The 24,879-nt window shown below is 42.8% G+C and carries 21 protein-coding genes and 2 pseudogenes; 15 read left to right on the top strand and 8 right to left on the bottom strand.

Features of this window, described 5'->3' with window-relative positions; translation table 11 throughout:
* Positions 1 to 36: 36 nt before the first annotated feature.
* The 3 genes and pseudogenes from D9T21_RS10130 to thyA (D9T21_RS10120) all read left to right on the top strand — a co-directional run.
* On the top strand, positions 37 to 843 hold the full coding sequence (locus D9T21_RS10130) for a sulfite exporter TauE/SafE family protein (RefSeq protein WP_123324836.1): 807 nt from the start codon (positions 37 to 39) through the stop codon (positions 841 to 843).
* A gap of 3 nt (positions 844 to 846) precedes the next feature.
* Positions 847 to 1,671 carry a prolipoprotein diacylglyceryl transferase gene (gene lgt, locus D9T21_RS10125; protein WP_123324835.1) on the top strand — a complete coding sequence of 275 codons (825 nt, stop codon included), beginning with the start codon at positions 847 to 849 and terminating at the stop codon, positions 1,669 to 1,671.
* Between the two features lie 7 nt (positions 1,672 to 1,678).
* A pseudogene (thyA, locus tag D9T21_RS10120) lies at positions 1,679 to 2,272 on the top strand (thymidylate synthase); the annotation flags it as partial.
* A 790-nt stretch (positions 2,273 to 3,062) separates the two neighbouring features.
* Here thyA (D9T21_RS10120) and D9T21_RS10110 read toward each other — a convergent pair.
* On the bottom strand, positions 3,063 to 3,344 hold the full coding sequence (locus D9T21_RS10110; RefSeq protein ID WP_164464638.1) for a hypothetical protein: 282 nt from the start codon (positions 3,342 to 3,344) through the stop codon (positions 3,063 to 3,065).
* A gap of 154 nt (positions 3,345 to 3,498) precedes the next feature.
* On the opposite strand from D9T21_RS10110, the gene tnpA (D9T21_RS23270) reads away from it, so the two are divergent.
* Both tnpA (D9T21_RS23270) and D9T21_RS10100 read left to right on the top strand, forming a co-directional pair.
* Entirely contained in the window at positions 3,499 to 3,711 is a 213-nt protein-coding gene (tnpA, locus tag D9T21_RS23270; RefSeq protein ID WP_420884656.1) for an IS66 family insertion sequence element accessory protein TnpA, read from the top strand.
* Positions 3,666 to 4,058 (top strand): annotated as a pseudogene (locus D9T21_RS10100) (IS66 family transposase); the annotation flags it as partial. The gene tnpA (D9T21_RS23270) and the pseudogene D9T21_RS10100, both read left to right, overlap by 46 nt.
* Positions 4,059 to 4,521: 463 nt before the next feature.
* On the opposite strand, the gene D9T21_RS10095 reads toward D9T21_RS10100, so the two are convergent.
* The 6 genes from D9T21_RS10095 to D9T21_RS10065 all read right to left on the bottom strand — a co-directional run bounded on the left by D9T21_RS10095 (position 4,522) and on the right by D9T21_RS10065 (position 9,308).
* A complete protein-coding gene (locus D9T21_RS10095) occupies positions 4,522 to 4,782 on the bottom strand; it encodes a hypothetical protein (protein ID WP_123324831.1) in 261 nt (86 codons plus the stop codon).
* A 637-nt stretch (positions 4,783 to 5,419) separates the two neighbouring features.
* Positions 5,420 to 7,105 carry an IS66 family transposase gene (tnpC, locus tag D9T21_RS10085; protein ID WP_123324829.1) on the bottom strand — a complete coding sequence of 562 codons (1,686 nt, stop codon included), beginning with the start codon at positions 7,103 to 7,105 and terminating at the stop codon, positions 5,420 to 5,422.
* Between the two features lie 34 nt (positions 7,106 to 7,139).
* Positions 7,140 to 7,508, bottom strand: coding sequence for an IS66 family insertion sequence element accessory protein TnpB (gene tnpB, locus D9T21_RS10080; protein WP_123324828.1), 369 nt, complete (start codon positions 7,506 to 7,508; stop codon positions 7,140 to 7,142).
* Positions 7,505 to 7,819 (bottom strand): IS66 family insertion sequence element accessory protein TnpA, encoded by a 315-nt coding sequence (tnpA, locus tag D9T21_RS10075; protein WP_123324827.1) that lies wholly within the window; start codon positions 7,817 to 7,819, stop codon positions 7,505 to 7,507. Before tnpA (D9T21_RS10075) ends, tnpB begins: the two co-directional genes overlap by 4 nt.
* A 37-nt stretch (positions 7,820 to 7,856) precedes the next feature.
* The gene (locus tag D9T21_RS10070; protein WP_123324826.1) at positions 7,857 to 8,366 is read right to left on the bottom strand and encodes a hypothetical protein; all 510 of its coding nucleotides are present in this window, start codon (positions 8,364 to 8,366) and stop codon (positions 7,857 to 7,859) included.
* A 213-nt stretch (positions 8,367 to 8,579) separates the two neighbouring features.
* Positions 8,580 to 9,308: an FRG domain-containing protein gene (locus D9T21_RS10065; RefSeq protein ID WP_123324825.1), complete on the bottom strand. Its 729-nt coding sequence runs from the start codon at positions 9,306 to 9,308 to the stop codon at positions 8,580 to 8,582.
* Positions 9,309 to 9,791: 483 nt separating this feature from the next.
* Here D9T21_RS10065 and istA point away from each other — a divergent pair, with 483 nt between their 5' ends.
* The gene (gene istA / locus D9T21_RS10060) at positions 9,792 to 11,315 is read left to right on the top strand and encodes an IS21 family transposase (protein WP_123324824.1); all 1,524 of its coding nucleotides are present in this window, start codon (positions 9,792 to 9,794) and stop codon (positions 11,313 to 11,315) included.
* Positions 11,316 to 11,326: 11 nt separating this feature from the next.
* On the top strand, positions 11,327 to 12,070 hold the full coding sequence (gene istB, locus D9T21_RS10055) for an IS21-like element helper ATPase IstB (RefSeq protein WP_123324823.1): 744 nt from the start codon (positions 11,327 to 11,329) through the stop codon (positions 12,068 to 12,070).
* Positions 12,071 to 12,196: 126 nt separating this feature from the next.
* On the opposite strand, the gene D9T21_RS10050 is transcribed toward istB, so the two are convergent.
* Positions 12,197 to 13,357 carry a hypothetical protein gene (locus tag D9T21_RS10050; RefSeq protein ID WP_123324822.1) on the bottom strand — a complete coding sequence of 387 codons (1,161 nt, stop codon included), beginning with the start codon at positions 13,355 to 13,357 and terminating at the stop codon, positions 12,197 to 12,199.
* A 430-nt stretch (positions 13,358 to 13,787) separates the two neighbouring features.
* Between D9T21_RS10050 and D9T21_RS10045 the strand changes: the two genes are divergently transcribed.
* The 8 genes from D9T21_RS10045 to D9T21_RS10010 all read left to right on the top strand — a co-directional run bounded on the left by D9T21_RS10045 (position 13,788) and on the right by D9T21_RS10010 (position 24,815).
* The gene (locus D9T21_RS10045; RefSeq protein ID WP_123324821.1) at positions 13,788 to 14,084 is read left to right on the top strand and encodes a hypothetical protein; all 297 of its coding nucleotides are present in this window, start codon (positions 13,788 to 13,790) and stop codon (positions 14,082 to 14,084) included.
* A 253-nt stretch (positions 14,085 to 14,337) separates the two neighbouring features.
* Positions 14,338 to 15,255, top strand: a complete 918-nt coding sequence (gene thyA, locus D9T21_RS10040; RefSeq protein WP_123324820.1) for a thymidylate synthase — start codon at positions 14,338 to 14,340, stop codon at positions 15,253 to 15,255.
* Between the two features lie 63 nt (positions 15,256 to 15,318).
* Positions 15,319 to 18,231 (top strand): hypothetical protein, encoded by a 2,913-nt coding sequence (locus D9T21_RS10035; protein WP_164464637.1) that lies wholly within the window; start codon positions 15,319 to 15,321, stop codon positions 18,229 to 18,231.
* Positions 18,231 to 20,330 (top strand): site-specific integrase, encoded by a 2,100-nt coding sequence (locus D9T21_RS10030; protein ID WP_123324818.1) that lies wholly within the window; start codon positions 18,231 to 18,233, stop codon positions 20,328 to 20,330. The genes D9T21_RS10035 and D9T21_RS10030 overlap by 1 nt, the downstream gene beginning before the upstream one ends.
* Entirely contained in the window at positions 20,323 to 20,886 is a 564-nt protein-coding gene (locus D9T21_RS10025) for a hypothetical protein (protein ID WP_123324817.1), read from the top strand. The genes D9T21_RS10030 and D9T21_RS10025 overlap by 8 nt, the downstream gene beginning before the upstream one ends.
* Complete coding sequence (locus tag D9T21_RS10020) at positions 20,876 to 21,289, top strand: hypothetical protein (protein ID WP_123324816.1); 414 nt, start codon at positions 20,876 to 20,878, stop codon at positions 21,287 to 21,289. Before D9T21_RS10025 ends, D9T21_RS10020 begins: the two co-directional genes overlap by 11 nt.
* Positions 21,283 to 23,502 (top strand): AAA family ATPase, encoded by a 2,220-nt coding sequence (locus D9T21_RS10015; RefSeq protein ID WP_123324815.1) that lies wholly within the window; start codon positions 21,283 to 21,285, stop codon positions 23,500 to 23,502. The genes D9T21_RS10020 and D9T21_RS10015 overlap by 7 nt, the downstream gene beginning before the upstream one ends.
* Positions 23,499 to 24,815 (top strand): site-specific integrase, encoded by a 1,317-nt coding sequence (locus D9T21_RS10010; protein ID WP_123324814.1) that lies wholly within the window; start codon positions 23,499 to 23,501, stop codon positions 24,813 to 24,815. The genes D9T21_RS10015 and D9T21_RS10010 overlap by 4 nt, the downstream gene beginning before the upstream one ends.
* Positions 24,816 to 24,879: the final 64 nt, after the last annotated feature.

Genomic DNA, 24,879 nt, shown 5'->3' with positions numbered 1-24,879 from the left:
GTATGCTAGCAACCTCAATCATTACGGAGACTTAGATTGGATCCTCTGCTACTCATTTTCGTCAGTTGTATGGCCCTGGGAATGCTCACCGGGACGCTGGCTGGCATGCTCGGCATAGGTGGCGGCCTGATTATTGTACCGGTGCTGTCTGCACTGCTTACCGGTATTGCCGGCATCAGCCACGAACTGGCGATGCCCATGGCCATCGCAACGTCACTGTTTACCATTATCATCACCGGTTTTTTTTCTGCCAAAGCACATTACTCATTGGGCAATATTGTGCCACGGGTGATTGTTTTAAGCGGTACCGGTATTGCGGTTGGTGCCATCGCCGGAGCTCAACTGGCCAGCATGTTGCCGGCCGATATTCTCACCAAAGTGTTTGCCGGATTAGTCATACTCATTGCCGCACAAATGGTATTTGGCAAGCGTACTGCCTCGAACAAGGCCTATACGCCAGCCATCCTTATTACCGTGGGAGCAATTGTAGGAACCATTTCGGCACTGATGGGCATTGGCGGCGGTGCTTTGCTGGTACCGGCGCTGGTCTGGTTCCAGGTACCTATTCGTCAGGCAATTGGCTGTGCAGCAGTCAGCGGCCTGGTTATCGCGTTATTTGGTACCGGGAGCTTTATCCACGCGGGCTGGAATTTACCCGGTTTACCAGACTGGTCGCTGGGGTATGTTTACTTACCAGCAGGATTTGGCATTATGGCCACTTCTATATTTACTGCTGGCTTTGGCGCCCGGTTAGGGCAGAATATGCCAACTGAATTACTTAAGAAGATTTTAGCGGGACTGCTGGTGTTAGTGAGTATCCGCATGATTATAGGAATGAATTAGTACATGGGTGAAACAGACTTCCTGGTATTTCCCAATATCGATCCGATTATTGTCAGCCTTGGGCCACTAAGCGTACGCTGGTACGGCATGATGTATCTGCTGGGTTTTATTGCCGCTTATCTGCTGGCTAAAAAGCGCTTACCCAATTCGCCGTGGAACCGCGATCAACTCAGCGACCTGCTGTTCTGGGGCTTTGTCGGGGTGATTATTGGTGGCCGTCTGGGCTATGTCTTTTTCTACCAGTTTGGCTTATTTTTAGAGGATCCGCTCTACCTGTTTTATATTCATACCGGTGGGATGTCATTCCACGGCGGTCTGCTGGGTGTAATTGCCGCCATGTTCTGGCAGGCTCGGCGCCTGAACGCCAGCTTCTTGCAGGTAGCAGACTTCATCGCACCACTGGTGCCCATCGGCCTCGGTGCCGGCCGTATTGGTAACTTTCTTAATGCTGAACTGTGGGGGCGCACTACCGACGTACCCTGGGCGATTATTTTCCCGGGCGCCGGTCCACAACCACGCCATCCTTCACAACTTTATGAATTTGCCCTGGAAGGTGTGTTACTGTTTATTATTCTCTGGCTGTATTCTGCGCGACCAAGACCAACCGGTGCGGTGGGCGGTTTATTCCTGATGGGGTATGGCGCGTTTCGCTTTATTGTTGAGTTTTATCGCGAGCCTGACGCCCATATTGGCTTGTATCAGGTTGGCCTGAGCCAGGGACAGTTACTCTGTATCCCGATGATCCTTGGTGGTCTGGGACTAATGGTATATGCCTATAAAAAGAATGGTGTCACCACAACACCTGCTAACAAAACGGTAAAGAGCTAGACGACGCATGAAAGAGTACTTAGCATTAATGCGCCACATCCGCGATAACGGCGTAAAAAAAGAAGACAGAACCGGCACCGGAACATTAAGTGTATTTGGCTATCAGATGCGCTTCGACCTGAGTGAAGGTTTTCCGCTGGTCACTACCAAAAAGTGCCATCTGCGCTCCATTATTCATGAATTGTTGTGGTTCTTAAAAGGCGAGACCAACATCGCCTATCTCAAGGACAACGGCGTTTCGATCTGGGACGAATGGGCTACGGATGAAGGCGAGCTGGGCCCGGTTTATGGCCATCAGTGGCGCAGCTGGGCCGGTGCCGATGGCGAGACCGTTGACCAGATTACCGCGCTGATCAACGAGATTAAAACCAACCCTGATTCCCGCCGCCTGATTGTGAGTGCCTGGAACCCGTCAGTATTACCTGATCCAACGATGTCACCGAAAGACAATGCGGCCCACGGCAAACAAGCCTTACCGCCTTGCCACACTCTGTTTCAGTTTTATGTGCTGGAAGGAAAGCTCTCCTGTCAGCTATATCAACGCAGTGGTGATGTCTTCCTTGGCGTAAATTTCTTTTGTGACTACAATTACATTACGCACGAACGAATGATGTCTTAATGTCATGATTTTAAGTATTTATTCTTAAATATTGTTGTGAACTCTCGTGTGAAGTTATTCGCGCACTTTATTTTTGTGAGCGTCAACATATATGGCTCAGGCAAATGAGCTAATATGTATTGCAAAATCCACTAATTCTTGGCAATGAATGCGAACAGGGTCAGCATTAGAGCCAAGGAATAACTGCAGCAGGGTATTCCTATCAGTTTCAGCGGTTAAACGACATCAAACCATTCCTCAAATATCAGCAGAGCTATTTGTTGCTAGCTAGCTGCGATTCTGGCCATGCGTACAGTATTGTAAAGCTAGCAGTCCATTAGTATAAGAGTCTTTACGAAGAGGGCCTATGAAATGCCGTTTTTAGAAAATGACGCAGTACAAATTACAGAGTATGAACTGGCTCTAGACTCGAATATTAGGGCCGAGCAGATTGAAGTTTTACTGCGCAATTTAGTGTCTTTACGACATGAGGAGGAAGATAGATTCGTGATTCCCTTCGATGACGTAATCGTTACGCTGAACTTAGCAATATTATTGTTAGACAAATACTGATGTCTCAATTCGCTCATTTTCAGCTTTTTACGCAAGTATTATGACTCAAATGAGCGAAAAGCGGACCGTAACTTACGTGTGTGACTTTAGTCTGCTTAAGACAAAGTACATTCAACCCCGCTTAGTAGGGGCACAAATATGTGGGCTAAAATCGGAGCGAAGCGACACAGCCCACGCGTTTGTGTCCCAGCGAGCGACTACAGCGGCTTGATACGAACAGTTAAATCGAAGAATCTACTGGAAATTTGATTTTGTAAGTTTTTGCATTTGGTTTAATAACTGCCAAAGACGAACCGGGCATACGTTCAGATAGTGTAAATACTAACAAATTATCGTTTTCTGATTTTCCGATAATTAATAGATTATCAGTAAGAAATTGCTTTGGGGTAGATATATTTTTTTCTTCATACCATTTGCAGATTTCTATTGATACCGACTCTACTTCAGTGGACTTTATGAGAAGCTCAATACTAGATAAAACTTCTATCAAACGTTCCTTCATTTTGTAAATCTCCTTTTCGTATAACATTTAAATGATGCGGACCCTAAGAACCGCATATAAATAAATCACTATTGGCTATAGTACAGCTTTACGCTGCCAAGTCATACGTATCCGTCCGGTAATCCACACATTCAATTAATAAATTAGCTACGGCATGGTGTTCTCTTTACAAAGGAGAATGACCATGCAGCATTATCAACGGAGAGAAGTGCAAGACTGGCTCAACTTATTTGAGCAACAAAAACAAAGCGGGCTCACTGCGGTGGAGTTTTGTCGCCAGCAGCAAATTAACGTTCAAACTTACTATACCCGGCGCCGTGACAGGAAAAAAGCCTGCCGCTGCTTAATCAGCTTGAGACATGGCTGATAAAATCAGCCCAACAGGTGTTACCGAAAACAAAACTCGGAGAGGCAATACAGTACTGCCTTAATCAATGGCAAAAGCTGGAACGCTACACACTGGATGGCCAGCTTAGCATCGACAATAACCGCGCAGAGCGAGCTATAAAGCCGTTTGTCATCGGCAGAAAAAACTGGCTGTTCAGTCAGACCGCAAGTGGTGCCAATGCCAGCGCCATTCTCTACAGCATTATCGAAACGGCGAAGGCTAACGACCTCAACGTCTTCGAGTATGTCATGGGCTGCCTGGAGCAACTCAGCAAACCCGAAACCGATATCGAGCAGCTACTACCATGGCAGTTTGCTAAAGACTAGGTGGGATTACCGGACGGATACAGTCATACACTTAGGAGTTCGCAAAACAAGGACCACAAAAAAATACGAATCGCTGAGTCGGGGCAAAAGGTATGTTGTGCTGCCTAATTCATTTAGTAAGAAATACCCTGCCGCAGAGCGGGCGAGTTACTTTTGGCATCCTCTTTGGCGGTCTTTATTGGGTGTTACGTAATCACGAAAAAGTACGTCAGCAAAAAATTGCTAGACTCGAAATCTTCTAAGGACTCTCCTCTTGAACAATTCACTGATGCCTTTTATAACTTTCCTGCTCTGCCGAGCACACGATACATTAACTAACGTATTCCTGACGAAAGGTCACCTTTGTTTATTGATTTTTGATACCACTGGATAATTTTTTCGCTATTCGCTTCACTTGAGTATAAATACACACTTCCATTCCAAAGTGGCCAAGAAGCTGCTGATTTTACAAAAATTAATATAGCTATTTATTAATTCCTCGCTTAGTCAATACCTGATCTATCGCTCGTTCAAAATTTTGTTTATCTTGCCAGCAAATTTTTATGGTTTTAAAAATAGCAGTCATGTCAGCAGAAGACAGTCTTTTGAAAATTGGGCTTTTTTCGAACTCGATATACTTGTTAAAAGCGTCTTCTATTTCCTTATCTGATAATTCGTGATTGCTTACCTCGACAAATGCCTTATAAAATTCGATACAATGCATTTTTATTTCATTTTGACACATAATATATTTCCCCTAAAATGGAATAGAAAATCTATTTAGCTGATTAAAAAGTCCAAATTGCATCCCTTTATTTTCCAAACAAGCAAAGGTTCTTGACCGTTTTGATAAATATTTTCAATGGAGTGGAAATATAACTTATATCCCAAAATCACTCATTCCTGTCGTTAGGTATTACACACATGAACAGCTGCTTTACTTTCGGTCTCTACGGCAAATTTAGATTACAACGGAAAATTGTCCGACAGCAGGGCCTTTAGGCTACTACAGTCTACCTATTAGGTTTTTAAACGACTCCCTGTTTTTCTTTCTGGTAGCAAGCTCGCTGATTAGATATTTAGTGCAAGCTTGAATAGCTTTAGCTCTCTCTAGACATTCCCCGTCATCGTAGCTGTGAACGCCCTCGCTAAGAACTTTATACAATCTACCTAAGGGATTCAGTCCAGAAGGAATTAGATAGTTTGGCAATGCATGATTGGCGATTATTATCTTGTTGCTCATTGGTGATTCAGCTCTAAGCTCGGCCAATTTTGCTAAAACTGGGCTTTCACTTTCAGAAACTTTAACATCTTCCTTAATTAGGCTAAGCAACTCATTTATGTTTCTTTCGATAATTCGTAAGCGATCTTAAATCAGCACTTTACGCAGTTTTTGGCACATTCCAAGGTAATAATGCTTCTAATTTTTCAACTGTCGTGGCATCGGCAATATTATCTAGCACATATTTGATGTAACTTGATGGCTCAACACCGTTAGCTTTGGCCGTTTCAATGAGCGAGTAACAGGTCGCACTGGCGTTTGCACCTCGCGATGAATCTGCGAACAACCAATTTCGTCGGCCTACAGCGAACGGTCGAATGGCATTTTCCGCTAGGGCATTACTGATATTGACGTAGCCGTAGTCGCAATAAGCAACAAGCGTATCCCACTGATTAAGCATATAGAATATGGCTTTGTAGGTCAGTGAATCTTTCAGTACCTTGGGCAGATTACGCTCAAGCCACGGTTTAAATTCGTGCAGAATAGGCACAGCTAAGGTTTGCCGTGCACGGTATTTTTCGTCACTGCTCAAGTCAGCAATTTTCCTTTCAATGGCGTATAGCTTTCGGATATAGCCAATCGCAACATCGGCTTTAGAGGGCGCGCCTTTTTTACTGTTTTTATGGCTGGGCGTGCCCGCTCGACTGGCTTCAATAAATTTACGTCGCGCATGGTCCATACAGCCAATACGGGGTAATTGACGCTCGCGACAGACTTTGGCGTAACCCGCATAGCCGTCCACTTGCAAGACACCGTTAAATCCATCGAGTAGACGTGCAGGAACCTGACCGGCGCGTGAAGGGTCATAGTCAAACAGCACTGTCGGTTTATCCGGTGGGCCGCCTCGGGTCACCCACATCCATTTGTCACTTTGACGACTTTTACCGGCTTCGTCTAAGACTTGAATACGTGTTTCATCGGCTTGAATATAGTTGCCCTGATTTTGTTGTTCGCGGGCCAGTTTGATTAAGGGGTGAAACACCTCGTCGAGTCGGATAACCCAATTGGCCATGGTATTACGACCAATCTCATGGCCTAAACGGGCGAGCATGTTATTGAGGCGATAGAGGGGTAACCCGTCAGCGTATTTTGAGGTAATGATGTACGCCAATAGTGAAGTGGTCGCGATACATTTACCTAAGGGATGTGTAGGACGGGCAGCCGCCACCATGTGTTCATCCTGCTGTGTGTCGAATACCGCCTTTTCTTGCCATATCTCAACCACATTGAGTTGCGCAGGGATATATTCTAATTCTTCTTTCACTTTGCTGAAGAAGGTTTTACTTGCACCGGCTTTTTCTTCGTCGCTCAATAACCATTCACGACGTATACGGTTTAGCGTCGCCGAGAAACCACGATTGCGGGTCTTCTTTTTGTTTGTTGTGGTGTGTGCAGGCGTGTGTGTTTCTTCCGGCACCTGTTCGCGTAAATCATCAATGGCGGCTTCAAGCTCAGCTTCATCAAACAGGTTAATTTGGTGGGGGTGTTTTTCACTGCTTGCGCCAAAGCGTTGGATTTTGGCTAAACGCAGTAATTCATCGGTGAGTGCTTTGTATTTGTCACGCTGAGCAATAGCGTCGTTACGTTCTACTATGGCGTTGTTACGTTGAGCAAGCGCGGTATCACGCTCATTAACCGCGCTATCGCGCTCACTAAGCGCACTGTCACGCTGTTGGCAGGCATCAGCAAGCAACCCCTCTTTTTGGGCTAGCACAGCCAACAATTCAGCGGCAGTTAAACCACTGTAATCAACTGTTTTATCTTGCTTTTTGCCTGTCTTTTTCATGGCGAGATTATACCAAATCTCACCCTAAAACGCGCTAATTTATTGCCTCATAATGCAACTTTTTATGCCCTTTAAGCAGGCTAATATCATACCCATCCAACAGCCAATTCATTTGTTCCCCCGTCAATAACAGCAAGTCATCGTCTGGCCTAGGCCATTTGAATTTTTCTTCTGCCAAGGCTTTGTAATACAGCACAAAACCGTTATCTTCCCACATCAGACATTTGATTTTATTACGCTGACGGTTAGAAAACACATAAAGCGCGCCGGTAAAGGGATTATGCCCTAACTCTTGCTCTACCAAGACCGCCAACCCATGTGCTTGTTTGCGAAAATCAATCGGGTCACGGTAGAGGTAAATCTGTGGCAGTGCCAGTGCGGGTCGTAAATAACGCGCCTTCATAACTGTTTCAATAATTGCGTGACCGTATCAATATTACTGAGGGTCACATCACGAATGACCAGTCCATTCGGTAACTGCAATTGCAACGGCACTTCACTGGTATTAGCACGGTGAGCTACTTGCACCGGCACCAATTGGTGGGTCTTAACCCGACACGCTTTATCACCACTCTCGCTGTCCCTCAACTTTTGCTGCCAATATTGAAACTGATGGTACACTAACCCGTGCTCTCGGCAGAATGCAGCCCCCGATAAATGACTCGACTGCCATGCCTCAACCACGCTTTGCCAGTTTTGTTCGCGTTCATTCATTGTCTTTTTCCTGTGTAGTTAACATCAGGAATAAGTGTTACGCGTTTGATGCAAAGAAAATAGAGGTCGATTTAGTGACGCTTACGATAATTCTTCTCATATAAGCAAAAGCAGCTATTCCATAGCCATTAGAAATGCATACAACAGCTTTTTCGTAGCACTCAGAGTCATTATCAAAGAAATCTTGTAGAAATGGGTCTCTCTCCAGCTTTTTCCTAGGGCGTTCACCATATTTTTGAATCTTTATTGTTTCGTCAGTAACAATTTGCTCGACTAAATATTCATGCTGATTTCCGCGGCAAGAAGCACAAGAGAATTGAAAATATGACGTACCAGTTGAAAGTGCTTTAAGTTCCGTACCAATAAGTCCACCTCTTGACCTCATGTCTTGAAAGGGTCTTACTTGATTGCACGTCTGACAAAACGAATCGATTTCCTCGATCCAGAGACTACTCCTATTTATGTTGGGCTTTTTGAACTCATTCCATGAATATAGGGGGGCAGTTTCAAGAAATTTTTTAATGCATTTATCTGAAATAATTTCCATTTAATTTTTATGCCTAACAGATTATAACTGGGACTTCATAGTAACATCCGTTTGCCATGAAAAACCATGAATGGGTTTTCAGAAGAAATAGAATTAAATGTCCGCTTGACGAAGATAGTGATCGTTCAACAATGGTTCTCTCACCGCCAGCTAGACAAAGAGTGGACTTTTAAGCCCTGCTCAAACAGTTTAGGCCCACCATGCATGGGCTTGTTATAACCAGTGGTTAAACTCCCAATTTATATGGTTGGCTACCCCCTCAGGTCCCGGAAATACCGAAATATCATTTACTCCTAGCAAATTGAGCTTTGAGATTATTTTCTGTCTGTAATCAGAAATACCTATTACCGATATTTTGATTCCAGATCTCTCATCATCTGCTAAGTTGCAAAAACCAAGATCGCCCTTATAGTTAGCGTGTACGGTGAACCAGCCGCTTTGTGCGATAATTCTTGAATTGTTGAGGCTCGGCTTTAAAACTCTCGTTTTTTCTATATCAAATGGTGACTTACAAAGTGTATTTTCATCAACTATCGATTCATTAGTTTCTAAAATGAATAAAAAGCCTTTTTCAGATTTTTCATAATGAGTACGTTTTAATGCAAACCACGTTGCAACTAGCGGGTTTGTAGTCCAATCTAACAACCTAGTTGCCAAGCCGAAATGTTGACCGTACACCAAAGTATCCCATTCGTTCATATTTGAGATGTGTTCCGATTGAGCTAGCTGACGCCGGAACTCTCTCATCAATTGAATTTCTATCTCTTGGGTAATTGATTGAGGATTCTTTCTGGCTACTTTCGGTATCAATGGATACCCAGCTTTTTGCCCTCTAAACAAACGGATTTTAGCTGAGCTATCGGACGCAATTTCAATCTGTCGAAGTATCATTTCGAATTCACTAGCACAAGGGTATGAATCAAAAAGCCTGTGTGTTTCCATTTCCCACTCTCTATTTATGTCAATGCGATGAATGAATACAATTCGTCAAAGAATTAAGATGTGCGCAATACCTGTTTTTTGAAGTATTACAGCTTACTACTGATACTCCATAGTAACTCGTTTCCCTTGAAAAACCATATTCTGTGTTTTCATCGGCAAGGCAAAACGTCTGCTATACTTACGGAGCCGCCGATGACGGGCATTAATAGACAAACAGCGGAAGGTCAGGCTTTTACCATGGATTTCTTCATTTGTGCATATTCCGGCCTGATCTGAACAGCGATTCCGGAAACACTTGAACACCTATTCTGGAATCATTTGAACACTGATTCCGGATTTATTTAGTACACTTTTGTGCTGATTTCCGGAATCGGTGTTCAAGTACACCGGAATCATTTCAACGCATTGAAATCACTATTATTTTGATAACTTAACCACTGGCTTTTCGTTGGCGAGTGAGGGTTAGGTTTGAAAAGGATTACAATGCGTAAAATCAGAGAGGTTTTAAGGCTGCATTTCTCCGCGGGATTGAGTATCCGCGAGATCCACCGCAGCACCAAAGTCAGTGTTGGCAGCATCCAAACACTGCTCAACAAAGCCAGGGGGATGAACTTGTCCTGGCCACTGCCGGATGAACTGGATGATGCGCAGTTAGCTCGCCGCTTTTACCCGCAAGCCGATACCCGCCATGCCAAACGATTCCAGGAGCCAGACTGGGCAGACTTGCGTAAGCAACTAAGCCGCAAGGGCGTGACCAAACTGCTGTTGTGGGAAGAATACACCCAGCAATACCCCAATCGCTGTTACAGTTACTCCCAGTTCTGTGACCGTTATCTGCATTGGTTGAAGAAACAGCGCCGCTCCATGCGCCAGCATCACCGGGCGGGTGACGTGTTGTTCGTGGACTATGCGGGACAAACCATGCCTGTGGTCAATCCGCTAACAGGCGAAATCCGTTATGCACAAATCTTCGTCGCGGCCATGGGCGCAAGCAGTTATTACTACGCCGAAGCCACCTGGACGCAAGGCTTACAAGACTGGCTGGGCAGCCATGTGCGGGCCTTCGACTATCTCGGTGGTGTACCCACCATGGTGGTGCCGGATAACTTAAAAAGTGCCGTCACCAAAGCTTGTAAAAGCGACCCGGATATCAATCCCGCTTATCAGCAACTGGCAGCTCATTATGATACGGCGATTGTGCCCGCCAGACCTTATAAACCCAAAGATAAAGCTAAGGCCGAAGTGGGTGTACAAATCATCGAACGGTGGATATTAGCCCGGCTTCGCCATCACACCTTCTTCTCACTACATGAGCTGAACCAGTGCATCCGCGCCTTGCTGACAGAGGTGAATAATAAGCCCTTTAAGCAAATGGCTGGCACGCGTCAGCAGTGGTTCGATGAACTGGACAAGCCTGCCTTAAAACCACTGCCGCGCTATGCCTATGAATACACCGACATCCGCAATGCTAAGGTGAACATCGATTACCATGTGCAGTATGAGAATCATCTGTACTCGGTGCCGCATCAACTGGTGGGTGAGAAAGTGGAGCTTCACGCCAAGCCACGCCTGGTAGAAATCTACTTCCAGGGCAAACGCGTGGCCAGCCATCCCCGCACTGACCGTTACGGCTTTACCACCACACCGCAACACATGCCCGCACAACACCAGCATTACCACAAAGTGAGCGAAGGCAGCCTGATGAACTGGGCGAAGGACATCGGGGGTGACGTGCTTCTCTGGGTGAAAGCACAGCTTCAGCGTAAACCACATCCCCAGCAGGCGTTCCGCGTCTGCCTGGGCGCATTGCGATTAGCCAGTCAGTATCCACCGCAACGGCTCAATGCCGCCTGTAAATTGGCTAATCAGCATCAGCTCTATCGCTTGCAACAGCTAAAAGACATCTTAAACAGCAATCAGGACAAGCTCATCAGCGAATCCAGCCAGGACACCCTGACACTCCCTCAACACCACGAGAATATCCGTGGCCCACAGAGCTTCCACTAAGGAGAAAACCCATGCTAAGTACCACACTCTCACAGCTGCACCAACTTAAACTCAGTGGCATGGCTAAAGCACTGAGTCAGCAACTGGAACAACCGGGCCAGTATCAGGACTTATGCTTCGCCGAACGCCTGCAACTGCTGACCGACCAGGAAATCCATGAACGGGATAACCGTAAACAACAGCGCCTGCTGAAACAGGCGCAACTGAAACTCGCGGCCAACGCCCATGATATCGACTACCAGCATCCACGCGGTCTGCAAAAAAGTGTCATGACTGGGCTACTGCAATGCGACTGGCTACAACGGCAGCAAAACCTGTTACTCACCGGGCCGTGTGGCACCGGGAAGACCTATATCGCCTGTGCACTCGCTAACACCGCCTGCCTGAAAGGCTACACGGTGAAATACTACCGGGTAAGTCGTCTGCTCATGGAACTCACCCAGGCCAAAGCCGATGGTACATACAGCAAGAAGCTTAAAAGCCTGGCTAAACTCAACCTGCTCATCCTGGATGACTGGGGACTGGAGCCGCTAAAAGCGGCGCAGCGCAACGACCTGATGGAGATCATGGATGATCGCCACGGCAGCAGCTCAACTATCCTCATCAGCCAGTTACCCACTGACCAGTGGTATCAATCCATCGGTGATAACACGCTGGCTGACGCCATCCTCGACCGCCTGATGCACAACGCTCACCGGATAAAGCTAAAAGGGGAATCAATGAGAAAAACACTGGCAACCGTTGACGCCACTTGAACACTTAAGGTAAAAATCGACTAGCCAACGATGCGTTGATCTGAAGTGTTCAAATAAAACCGGAATGGCCGTTCAAGTAAATCGGAATACGCAATTTGGTCAAAAGCAACCTTCTACTTCTAATCATTATGGGTAATCGAATGGTCTGGGCTTTTGAGGTTTATAGGCTTTTAAAGACGATTGTACTATCTTTGTGGGATCAAGCTTGGGAAGTAAGTCACCTACAGTATTTTTAACTTTATTAACAAACTCAAGGTCAGCATCTGGATTAATTATTATTCTCTCGATTAAGATATTCAAATCTACCTCAGGTTTAACTCCCTGTTTATAGTCCTTGATTAGTTCTTCAGAAGGAAAATAATCAAACGGAACTGTTGTATCAATTAAATCATTAACCATTCCATGGTCTTCAAAGAAAATACGTAACTCTCTTTCATCAGCGTACGCTCTTTCTTTGGTCAATACACGCCCAAATCGTCCTGAGGTTATAGGAAGTTTAAAACCTTCATTTTCATAATCAATATAATTGACAACACCAGCATGCAACTTGAAGTTCTTATCTGCACCAAAGCTTTTCTTAAGGGCCGAATAGTTGGTGACAATCGCTAAACTATTTGAAACTTTCCCATAAATAGACCACATAGCGTTGTTTTCATGCTCACTTATATGCCAGCAATTTATATATAGATTACTTGGTCGATGGTATTCTAGTTCTTCTTGCAATGAGTAGTTAGAATCAGCTATCTGTGCTTGAGTAAGGCTCTTCATTTTCGGTTCTAATGATGTGTTTTGGCCACCAAATACATGCTTTCCATTTCCATAAGACACTGGAGCCCAATTTACGGCATGAAGGTGAGATTTTAGTGCGATAAACTCGGAGTCAGGAATTCGTCCTTCCATAGGATCTGTTGCTTGCAATATATCCATCCTGCACATCCAAATACACGAAGATGTTATCAAGTCTAAGAACTTACTGAAATCCATGTAGCGCCAGAGCATAGATTCGTCTGGAAGCATATCTCCGACGTCTTCAATAACATATCCACTCTCTATTTCAGCATTGCTTTCTCGCACTTCAACACCTTGTTCGTTAGCTACCTTCAAACAATAATTAAATAGGACAGCATTACTTTTTAGTACATTGAAATTAGTAATTTCACCGTTAGCGGCTTCAATACTGATATTAAAATACTCAATTGCACCAGAAACACACCTTTGATTTTTTACTAAATGTACTTTTTGGAGTTTTCCTCTCGAAAGGTAACCAACAAGTTTTTCGAAATCCATTTATAACCCTAAGTCGTCAGTCATATCATCGACTGTTTATGTCGTTATCCCACTATAACAACTATCTATTTCGATTAGGAAGATAGATTAAAGCGCTGGTTAAAGCTAAGGTCCGGTTCACGTACAAATAAGTCGTACGAGGGCAATCGGCCTGATGTCCGCTCCAGACCACTCTCAACCTCTAAAGTGACTATTTATGACTCAATTGAGTGAATGTAAATCGTCTCGGCATGAAACAAAAAAGCCATAATAATCAATATGATTACGGGGTTTTATTTCTTGATTTTTTTATCTCTGGCCCTATATTTATATAATGAGTGTATACGTGGTAGGTAGAAGTTCTGTAGAGCCGATGCCAGTCTCTGAGGTGGTCGGTAGCTACTAAAAAATCGCCGGAATGAAATTGCAATTCACTTGGGAGTAATCTTCAATGAGTTTTAAAATTGGTTATCTTTTTAAGCCCACACATCATGATATACATTATGTGAAAAAGGGTGCCTCGCTCGATTTGCGTAGAAGATATGAAAAAAATTTCAGTAGAGATATAGATGACGCCAAAGTGATAGAAGAGGAAGAAAAAGCAATGAAAGTTATTGTTGATTTGGTAGCTAGATTCAAGCCTACCAATGACTATAACCCAACGCCTGTTTTGGTCTATCCCGGAACCAATACTTATAAGATGTTCACTTTTGGGCAGTGGTCTGAACCGGTATTTAAGGTATCTTGATTCATACTCGATCTGACAGCTTCGTGCCTGCATGAAAATTGTACGTGATTTAAAAAGGTGAGAGAGGTAAAGGGGAACATAGTTAAAAAGAATACATTTGGTAGACCTAAAGAACTTAATGAATTGAAGCTAAAGACCACCACGTCACTATTATAAGCTCTCGAATAAATGCTAACAAATGTTGTGAAGTAATCTAGTATCGAGACTTAGATACTCTATATTAATCTTTGCAGCTAAAAGGTAATGAAACTAAATGAAAAACTTACATCCTGAAGATCAATACTTGGATATGCTGAAACTCATACTTGAGAGTGGAAGTGAGAGAGTAGACCGAACTGGGGTAGGCACGAAAGCTATATTTGGACACACTATGCGATTCGACCTTTCGAAAGGCTTTCCTGTCTTTACAACAAAGAGGGTGTATTGGAAAACAGCGTTTAAAGAGATGTTATGGATGCTGTCGGGAGGCTCAAATATTCGTGAGTTAGTTCAGCAAAATGTACATATCTGGAGTGATTGGCCATATAAAAAGTTTATAGAAGCTCAGCCTGGTGATAGTGCTGATCGGTCGATATCGATGAAGGAGTTTGAACAGCGTGTGCTAGACAGCCAGGAGTTTGCAGATAAGTGGGGAGACCTTGGTCCAGTATATGGTAAGCAGTGGCGAAAGTGGCGAACTGAGGACGGTAAGGAGATAGACCAAGTTTCACAAGTCGTTGATATGCTAAGAAATAACCCTTATTCAAGACGGATTCTCTTTGATGGCTGGAATGTGGGTGAGTTGGACAAGATGGCACTCCCCCCCTGTCACAAGCATTATCAGTTTTTTGTCGAACCTAATACCAATAAATTATCTGGAGCATTAGTGCAAAGATCCGCTGATGGATTTTTGGGGCAGCCCTTTAACGTCGCGAATTTGGCTTTCTTAACAAGCTTGCTTGCTCAACAGACAGGGTATGATGTGGGCGAGATAGTATGGTTTGGTATGGATGTTCACATTTATATGAATCATATCAAACAGGTGGATGAACAGTTGCAACGAAAGCCAAAAACATTTCCTACATTGAAGATTAAACGCAAACCAGCTTCTTTGTTCGATTACACTATCGACGACTTCGAGTTGGTCGGTTACGACCCGCATCCTGCAATCGCTGCTCCTGTAGCGGTTTAAGTTCTAATGGCGGGGTTCGAGACGTACGATACACCCAATAAGTTAAGGGGACTGTTAACAAGTTTGCTTGAAAAGCGAGCTTTGCCTATCCACAAGGGAAAAATTGCTAGAAAGATAATAGAAAAGGAATTTGGATTTCAACACAATTCACTTTCAAATTATAACAAACTCAAAAAATATGAATGGGTAAAAGGTACAATTGATAGCTTTGAATCTGAACTGCTTGAGAATGAGGGGGAAATCGCCGGAATAAATTTAGAGTTTGGCACTCCAAAACGACTAAATCAGCTATTAGATTCACTACGGCAATCGCCCCGAAAAATACCGCTCAATCCACAAGGGGATAAAGCGGGACGCATATCACTTCGAGCATTTGCAAAAAAATTCAACTTGCCGGAATCAGCGCTCTTAAGAAGTACAGAGAGTTGGCTGTGGATGAGAAAGATGGTAAAGGAGTTTGATGATGAGCTTTATGATAAAGGAATCATAGGCACACGGTGGGGAAAAGAAGTGCCAGCCATCAGGCAATACTTAGAATCTTTGAAACATCAGCGTAAACTCCCAGTGAATGAACTCGGTAAATTAAATCGAATGGCCGTGATGAGCCACTTTGGTTTACCTAAGAATCAAAGTACATCCATTGCAGAACAAAGAGCCCCTAAGTTAAAAAAACTATTCAATGAGTATGATTGTATTATTCAATCTGAAAACTATTCACAGTATTCAGGCGATGTATATCTAGAAGATTTGAAACTCCTCCTTGATTGTAATGATGAGAGACTTGTTCTCGATTCATCTTCCCGGGTGATCAGCATTAAATGGTTGGCGGATAAGTTAAATATAGGAGTCGGCAAGATTAGATCGAGCCTAGTCCTGATGTCACAGATTGAGCAAAGGACTCGTGAACTTCACCTCTCACAAAAAAAGGGTAAGACGAAAAAATCCTTTAATGTTTTTGGGGCTCCTCATATAAATTTGGGTGCTACGCCCTTTTCGGTAAAACATAAAAGGGTTTATTCATTTCAATCATTAGTAAATCTTTATGGACTATGTTTTGCCGAAAAAATAGGAACAGCGTTTATTGCAATTTCCAATAGTTGTGCAACTAGCAGTGCAAAGAACAAATATCTAAATATCAAACGTTTTTTTGAATGGCTGGCGGATTCGAGCAATATAGAAAGTGAGGTGTTTGAATTACTGAAGAGTGATAAGAAAATTTCGCAGCAACTTTTTGGGGAAGTTTGTATGCGTTACAGGGCATCTATTCTTCAAGAAAATCCAAAGGGTAATCCAAACTTAAAAATTATTTCGGAATTCGGTAGCGCGAGAGTTCTACCTAAGTACATTTTTTTAACCAAAGGAAGAACTAGCCGTAATGATCGAAATCATAAAGCTTCACTGGCTGAAGCAACTGTTAAAAAGAAAGACAAAGATCTAATAGAAAAAGTCCTCTTTGATGCAGCTAAATACAGAGACATTGAGATTCGCGCTGGCAATGATACTCAAGCTTTTTTAAACACGCTATTGCTTGAAAAAGCGACAACTCCTGATTTGCCTGAAGATCTAACCGAAGCTATCCACGAAATTACGCAATCCCGGTTACTTGAGATTCGCGTAGTGGCAAGCAGAATGTTTCGGGAGTGGAAGGATATCTTCGAGCAGGGCCCTGAGTTAATAAGAGCTGCGAATGTTGATACCAAAGAGTTTGCAAAAAAGTTAGCGCAGAGAGCGAGTAACTTGAGGAGCTGGAAGGACTATTTATCGAATGTGTTGCCACAAAACAATAAAGATAAAACACTAAGTAACCTTCTCGCGATCATAAGTTCGGAGTATTCTTGTACGCCACCTAATGAAGCAACTACCGGATACCAAATGTGGAACAAGAAGTACTCGTTGGTAGGTGGAATACAGCATGTTGCAGCACATCTAATTCCGACCAGAGAAGCCATTAGCGCAGCCCTTACGCTTTATCTGTGTGAGAGTGGTGCGAATGTTTCTGTAGCTCTAACTTTGACAAGGGATTGTGTAAAAGCCTCTAATGTTGAATATCATAAGAAAGTTGTGGGTCATAAAGAACGTTCAAAAGGAAAAGCTATTTATGATGACCTAGCCGTTAAAGCATCCGACGATGAACTCATCAGTGCTGTTAGCGCCCTTGAGTACTTAGCCAAAATTTTAAACTCCGTAAATGCGGCTGTGGACTCAGATACTACATCGTTAGCCATGTATTTTCACAGTGGCAAGTTACAACTTCTTAAAGAGTCTGCATTTCGAGCTGATTTTAAAGCGATTTGTGATACCTCAAGCTACTTAGAAAAATTCAACTTAGTGCCGTCCATGTTGCGCCCAACAGTGCTGCTTGACATCCAACTACAGGATCCCACTAACTTAGGTGTTGCTCAATTAATGGCACAGCACGAGCAAGGTTCAACAACGGAAGGCTACACAAGTAAACTCCCACATAGAATCAAAATGGAAAACCAGATCTTGGACTACCAAAAAACGCTCGAGTTTGTGATGACATCAGGTGAAGACAACCCGCATACAAAGCTTAATATGAGTGAAAAAGAATGGGATTCAAGACGAAAAAGTGCGCAAAGAACTGGTTTCGGCGTTTATTGCAGCGATCGAATTATAATAGATTCGTCAGGAAAAACATCAAAATGTAATGAGGTTGAACATTGCGTTCAATGTAAACACAACGATAGCAAAAAAAGGATGTGGGTAAGTGCAGACCCGGAATCAATTTCAGACATGATAATATGGCGTACATCTCTTGAACAACATGAAGAGGCATTTTTAAGCAAAAATTCTGATAGGTGGGAAGACGTTTGGGTGGCATGGCAAGCATTTTATTTTGTTGTTTTGGAACAAAAAATGACTAGAGGGAAACTGAGTTCAATTAAAAGAGCAGCTATGGAGATTGCTAACCAAAAGATGAGTGACGATAACTTCAATTTACCGGAACCTTGGTAATGAGTGAATTGGCATTAGTAGATATTTTCATTAACGGCTGTCGTGATTCACAGTACGCTCATGACCAGAAAAAGTGGCCCTGGTTAGCCAATATTACTTTCGAACACAATCTCATTGAGATCATCGATGTTCAAGGAGAAAATCGACAGACCAAAAAAGTTAATCTAGATTGCACATTGCTTGATGGGAGCAAGTTAACAGACATCAAGAACCGGGAACTTTATCAGTTAGTTATCGAATACTTAGAGGTGTTTAGGTTACAAAACCCCGTAATTGGTGCAGGAGTACATGCACTCAGGCTTAAATCTTTTCTAATATTCATATGCTGGCTTAGTCAATATAAAATCCGTTCACTTTCTAACGTCAAGCGATGGCACGTTGAAGAGTTCTCTAAAAAGATTGCTTTCGGTAGTGAGCTGGCATTAGGAATTCCTGAAAAAGTATTTTCGTATCTGAAATCAGCAGTAAACTCAGATGCCGGATTACCCTTTAACAAAGGTAAAAGAGTAAGTAGAAGGAGCGTCTATGAAATGGCTGGGGTAGCAGCACTTCCAACGCAACCCGCGCACTATTCTGGACAGATTATAAGTTGGTTTGAAACTCAAATAGCAAATAATTTTAATGGAAGAGACCTTCAGAGTATGTCGTATGAAGACGTCTTAGAAGAGATGGATTTCAACCCTAGCGTTGTAACTTCGCAAGATGTTCATAGAAAGCTCGTACCATTAGAAGAAATCTGGTCTTGGCAGCATTACTTCACCTGTAAGAATTTTGCCGAAGCGCCATTTTTAACAAGCAGCTCCAAGGTAGCGAGTCACCTCGGCACAATAGCGAATAGAACGAAAACAATCCCACCAAAGCTAGCATTCTCAATGATGAGTGAAAGCGCCAAATGGGTTCTAAATTACGGCGATGAAATAATAAGTTTGAATGACAGCAACGCTGACTCAAAGACTGCTAGCCAGCGTCTTTTGAGTAAAGGACTAAACGTCAAAATGCGTGATGGAGTTTGCAAATTTCGCGACGAATTCACATTGGAAAATATCATACGCCAATTAGCAGCTGCGTGCTTTACGGTTATTGCTTCACTTACAGCAAGACGAAAAGAAGAAATTTTCGATTTAGGCTATAAATGTATAGATGAAGGCCGAGGTGATAATGCCTATTGGTTGACGATTTACATAGAAAAAACACTGCAACGATATGATTTATGCCCCGTTCCTTTGTTGGTAAAAAAAGCGGTTGATTTACTGGAAAAATTGAGTGAATCAGCAAGGTTTCAATCGGGGAATGATTCAATCTGGCAATATAGAGCGACATCCGGCGAAATCGTTCAGCTTAACGATAAAGTAGTAAAAAACGCCTTGAATGATTTTTACTTATACCATCTCCCTGATGGCAATGAGAAAGAGTGGAATTTTTCATTCCATCAATATCGCAGGATTTTCGCGTTACTGTATTTCTACCGATTTGAAGGGGCTTATATTGGAGCCTTGTCACATCACTTGCGTCACTTCAATATTGAAATGACCAAGCGTTATATAACCGACGAAAAGTTCTTAAAAGAAATGCGCGATATTGGCGAGACATGGACTGCTGCTTTCATAAGAGATGCTATTAATGGAAAGCGTAAAATGGGGGGCAAAAGCGGAGGTAAGATTAAGAAAAAGTTCGAAGCTTGGTCAAAGCATTTCAACAAAAAAGTGGACGTTTACGAGCGAGAAATGATCGTCGAAAAAATGGTGCGATACTTACGACGAGTGGGCGCTGAGTTTAAACAGCAAGTATGGGGCACAATATGCGTCTGTCCCAAGAAAACTGCACTGGCAAAACTTTCAGGATGCGCGAACCAAGATGGAATACCAGAACTATCCAAAGGCACAATAGAAAGATGTGGAGGATGCCCTTTTAGTATCCATACCGACCGATTTCCAAACGCGGTTGCTGATGAAATCCAAACTAGAACCAAATCAGCTAATAGCGCACCAAAGGATTCTGTGTTAGCAGAGGTTCAAGCGTTAAAAATTGTTTCACTCCAAGATTTTTTAAACAAATCTGAATCGATTTCTCCCTTCGAGCTGGAGACTCCTTGTGAGTAATGCAGAAAAGGCACAAAGACTCACAGAGCAGATTAACAAAAGATACGAGCTGCTTAAGGCTATTAAAGCAGGAAGCACTTCAGATATCGAACTTCCCAAAAGTTTAAATAAACTTCGTGAATGGGATAATCAGAAGCTTGGCATCGAACGAATTGGTAGTCCAAGTTCCTTTACAACGAATCATAAACTTCATGGCAACACAATAAAGAGAATAGACTCCCTTTTGAAAGAGTTGCTTAAGCCGAGAAAGCCTAGAAGAAAGACAACCAAGACAGAGTTAAAAAGAGTCAACAATAACCTCGATGCTGCTCTTCAAAATGCTGCCAATAAATATGTCCAATATGCAAGTGAGATAGAACGACTCAAAGTAGAAACTGCTTTACTTAAAAGCAAAGAGCAAGGGCTGGAGGAAGAGATCGCAGAATTAAAGTCTGCGCTCAACGTTGCACGCGAAGAGAATTTGGCGCTGCGCAAAAAGTTAATTCAATATGAAAGTAAGCCTAGGTCAAAAGTGACAAGGCTCGATTTTGGTATGGGTGACTTAAATGCGGACTGATAATCAGGTAAAGAGGGGCAGTTACGAAGCTGGTCTCGATAAACTGCTAAGAGAGGCTTTCAATAATGACACTGTTGAATTAATGAATGGCCGTATAAGTAGGGAATGGATACGTGAACAGATTGGTTGCAGTCAAAACTGGCCAAATCAGAATAAACATGCCAAGACAGTCATTGCAGAATACGAGAAAGTGCTACGTGATAAAGGCATAAAACCACGTCGCCAGCCGACTCATGGAGTAAAAAGCAAGGATTTGAAATTGTTGATGCAACGTGTATCGAAATTAGAACAGCGTAACGCCCAACTGCTGGAAGAAAACAGCCAGTACAGAAACAAACTATTAGAATTAGGTTGGTTGGAGTCTGATGATGAACAAGCCGTTCAAGGACGCCTGCCTTGGTAAGTATTGTAAAGAATGTTGTCGTAAACCGAATTAGATATAAGAGCAACAACGGTTGCGTCTTCAGTGCATATGTCCTTAGTAACGACGGTGAAAAGACTGATGAAGAATTAAATGTATTGTTGACGGGCAAGATTGCAGACTCAGATTTTCGCCTCTATGAAGGGCAGCGATTCAAGGTTCAAGGACGTGAGCATGGTGAGTTCATTAATAAGTACACCGGCGAAGTAGAAAATCAAATTAAAGCTACATCAATCGTTGAAATGCAGCCCAAAGGTAAGAACTTTATTTCTTACATTGCTTTCAATGAAGTTTTTGTAAACGTTGGAATCAAATGCGCTACAGCTCTTTATAAGGCTTTTTCAACAGATATATATGATGTCCTCGAAAGTAAGGATTTAGACGCTCTAACTAGCGTACAGGGCGTTTCAGAACATAAGGCGTTTACCTTAATCCAAGGTTGGCATGCGGAAAAGCAAGGAAAGTTAGTTGAATGGCTTGATGTTTACGGGTTACCCGTTTGGTTAGGCCGGAAATTGACCGCCTTTTACAAAAACGATGCCGTACAAAAAATAGAATCCGACCCTTACCGCTTAATCGCTTTTATGATCTCTTGGAAGAAAATAGACAAAATCTCAAGAAACCAGTTCAACATTGCGGCAGATGATCCCAGACGTCTGCATGCAGCGGTCGCGGAGGTACTATTTACGGCATATACACGCGATGGCAATACAGCCTTGAATGCAAGCTCACTGCTCAGCGGCGTTGAAAAGCTGATAGGCTCTAAGCTTGCACCCAAAGCCTTATCGCACAGCTACTCTAATGGTGCTTTCCTTAGGCTCCACAACGATCTGTATCAAAGCCGGGGAGCATCACTACAGGAAACCTTTATTGCTGAAGACGTTACAAAGCGCTGTTTAAAAAAGGAAGAACTGAAAACACCGTTAATAGAAGACTTATTTATCCAATGGCAGGATAACAACTATACGCTAACTGATGAACAAATTCAGGCTGTTCTGTCTGCGTTATCTAAACCACTTACAATCATTACAGGTGGCGCTGGCGTTGGCAAAACGAGCGTGCTCGAAGTGCTGCATTATTTTTTAAAAAAAACAAACGGTAGTGCAATCCAAATGGCATTGGCAGGCAGAGCAGCCAGGCGAATGCATGAGGCAACTGGCTGTGAATCATTTACTATAGCGGGCTTCATGCACAAACTTAATTCACGCCAAGTTGAGAGTGCGACACATATCATCATTGATGAATGTTCAATGGTTGATCTGTATTCAATGACAAGAGTGTTGAAGCGTATAAAAGCAAGTCAAAAAGTTGTGCTAGTGGGAGACGCTGCTCAGTTACCACCTGTTGGGGCAGGCAAGGTATTCCATACTTTGGTTGATGAGCCTAGTGTTTCCGTTAAGCATCTAACAAAAGTTTGGCGACAAGACGAAACAACAGGAATACCCTTGATATCACAGGCTTTCAGACAAGGCAAATGGCGTAATATCCCTGCCTATCAAGGACTAGGTAACGGTGTTTCGCTCTACCCTTCTAGCAAAGAGACAATCCTGCACGACATAGAATTGATTTTTGGCGAGCTAGGTGGAAACGACAAAAATGCTGATACTAAGATCATTTGCCCAACGACTAGAGACGAAGGGTGGGGATCACAAGGTATAAACAGGCGGTTATCAGACCTATATACAGGTAATAAAGAACAGGTTTTTATTAGTGTTGGAAAGAGTATCCCAAAACCAACCGGATTTAAACTTGGAGATATCGTCATCTCAACGGCTAACAACTGGAAAAAAGATATCATGAATGGTTCGTTGGGGCGAATCGAACGGATAGTAAGTGCGGAAGAAATTCAAGAAGCCATTGATAAAAACATGCCGGCTCCAGTTATGTCAGTGATTTTTGATACCGGTGAAGTATTACTGGATGAGGATGACATAATTAACCTGCAATGGGGCTACGCCATTACATGCCACAAAGCGCAAGGCTCTCAATTTCGCAGAGTAATAATACCCGTTGTTACCAAAACTATGCTCGATAGAACGTGGATATATACAGCGCTCACAAGAGGGGTAAAGCAAGTTGTATTGGTGGGTGAACAACTATTAATAAAACAAGCTATCGAATCCTCTCCATTTATTTGTAAACGTACGCAAGGACTTGACTTTTATCTTAATAAACTTAAGGGATATTTTTCATGATATTTTTTAGGACAACCGATGAAGATTGCCTTCTCCAGGGAACGTTCAAAAAGAAGCCTCAAAGCGGCATACCAGTCTTTTTCAACGAGCAAGGGGTTATTGAAGCAGTCACTAACTTCTTAATATACAAGGCACTTAACTCAAAAGATGCAAGAAGTTCAGTGAATACTTATGCTGAACAAATACAGACATTTTTACGATTTTTCGACGCAAGGGTAAATGATTTTAATTGGTGTGACACTACTGATGATCATTTGACAGATTTTAGAGATGAATATCTCGATGAGCAAGGGAAAGCGAGGACTTATGTATACAATATACTTCGCATAATATTTGAATTTTTAGTGTGGGCAGAGAGAAACAAAGTAGTACGAGGTCATGTCGCTATTTACAACGACGATAGAAATTATTCAGTCTCAGCTAAAAAGTCAGAAAAAGGAAACTGGGTGTGGCCCCACATGCATTCGGTGTCCTCTAAAACACAACCTACTCCAACGAACGACGAAATTGAGGTTTTACATGCAAAAGCCTTCGAATCATCCGAGATTACTGGCTTTAGAGATTCTTTGATTTTGACATTGTTCGAGCGTTCAGCTAGACGAATGGAGGCCTTGCAAATCAAATTGTCAGATATTCCTGACTGGGATGAAATAGGTGAACATAAAGACAATGACATGCTTATCTATATTGAAGTCACTGGGAAAGGTAGTAAAAAACGAGATTTAGAATTCCTACCTGAAACAATAGAAACAATAAGGGACTACATTGAAGGTGACCGGGCAAAAGTAGTTTCTGCGGCCAAAAAAAGGGCAAGAAAACGGGGAGTTTCCTATCAAGAACCTCAAGAAGTACTAATTGATCATGTGAAAGGGACTGAGTTGAACGAAGATTACATATCTAGAAGAATATCAGGACTTATGAAAACCGCACGCATTAAAGGTACAGGGCATAGAGTGCGAGCAAAGGGCTTAACCGATATCGTGGGGTCTTATGATGGCTTTGATGCAAAGGGGCAACCACTAGCGGCTCAAGATGTTCTAATTCGCGCTGCGGAAAAAGCTGGTCACTCAAATATTACCTCTTTGAGGCCCTATCTAGCTTTGTCGCGAAGTGAAGGATTAGCAGCAAAGATGAACAATATAGAGTTGATTCGTAATTTGGAAATTCGCATTCATAATAAACAAAAACAGTTGGAAAGATTAGATAAAGCTGAGGCCCTGTTCTACGCAATATCGAACGATGTGAACGTAGAAGAAGAGATACTAAGATTCATGGAAAATTACATTGATTATGATACACAGTCCAGAATATGAATTGAGACTATATTGAGACGATTTTAACCTATATAACCCTTAATATTCATTAACAGAGGCTCAA

Source organism: Marisediminitalea oceani (assembly GCF_003731635.1).
In the GTDB taxonomy this organism is placed as follows: Bacteria; Pseudomonadota; Gammaproteobacteria; order Enterobacterales; family Alteromonadaceae; genus Alteromonas; species Alteromonas oceani.
Note: the sequence above shows the minus strand (reverse complement) of the source record. Positions and strands in the feature narration are given on the sequence as shown.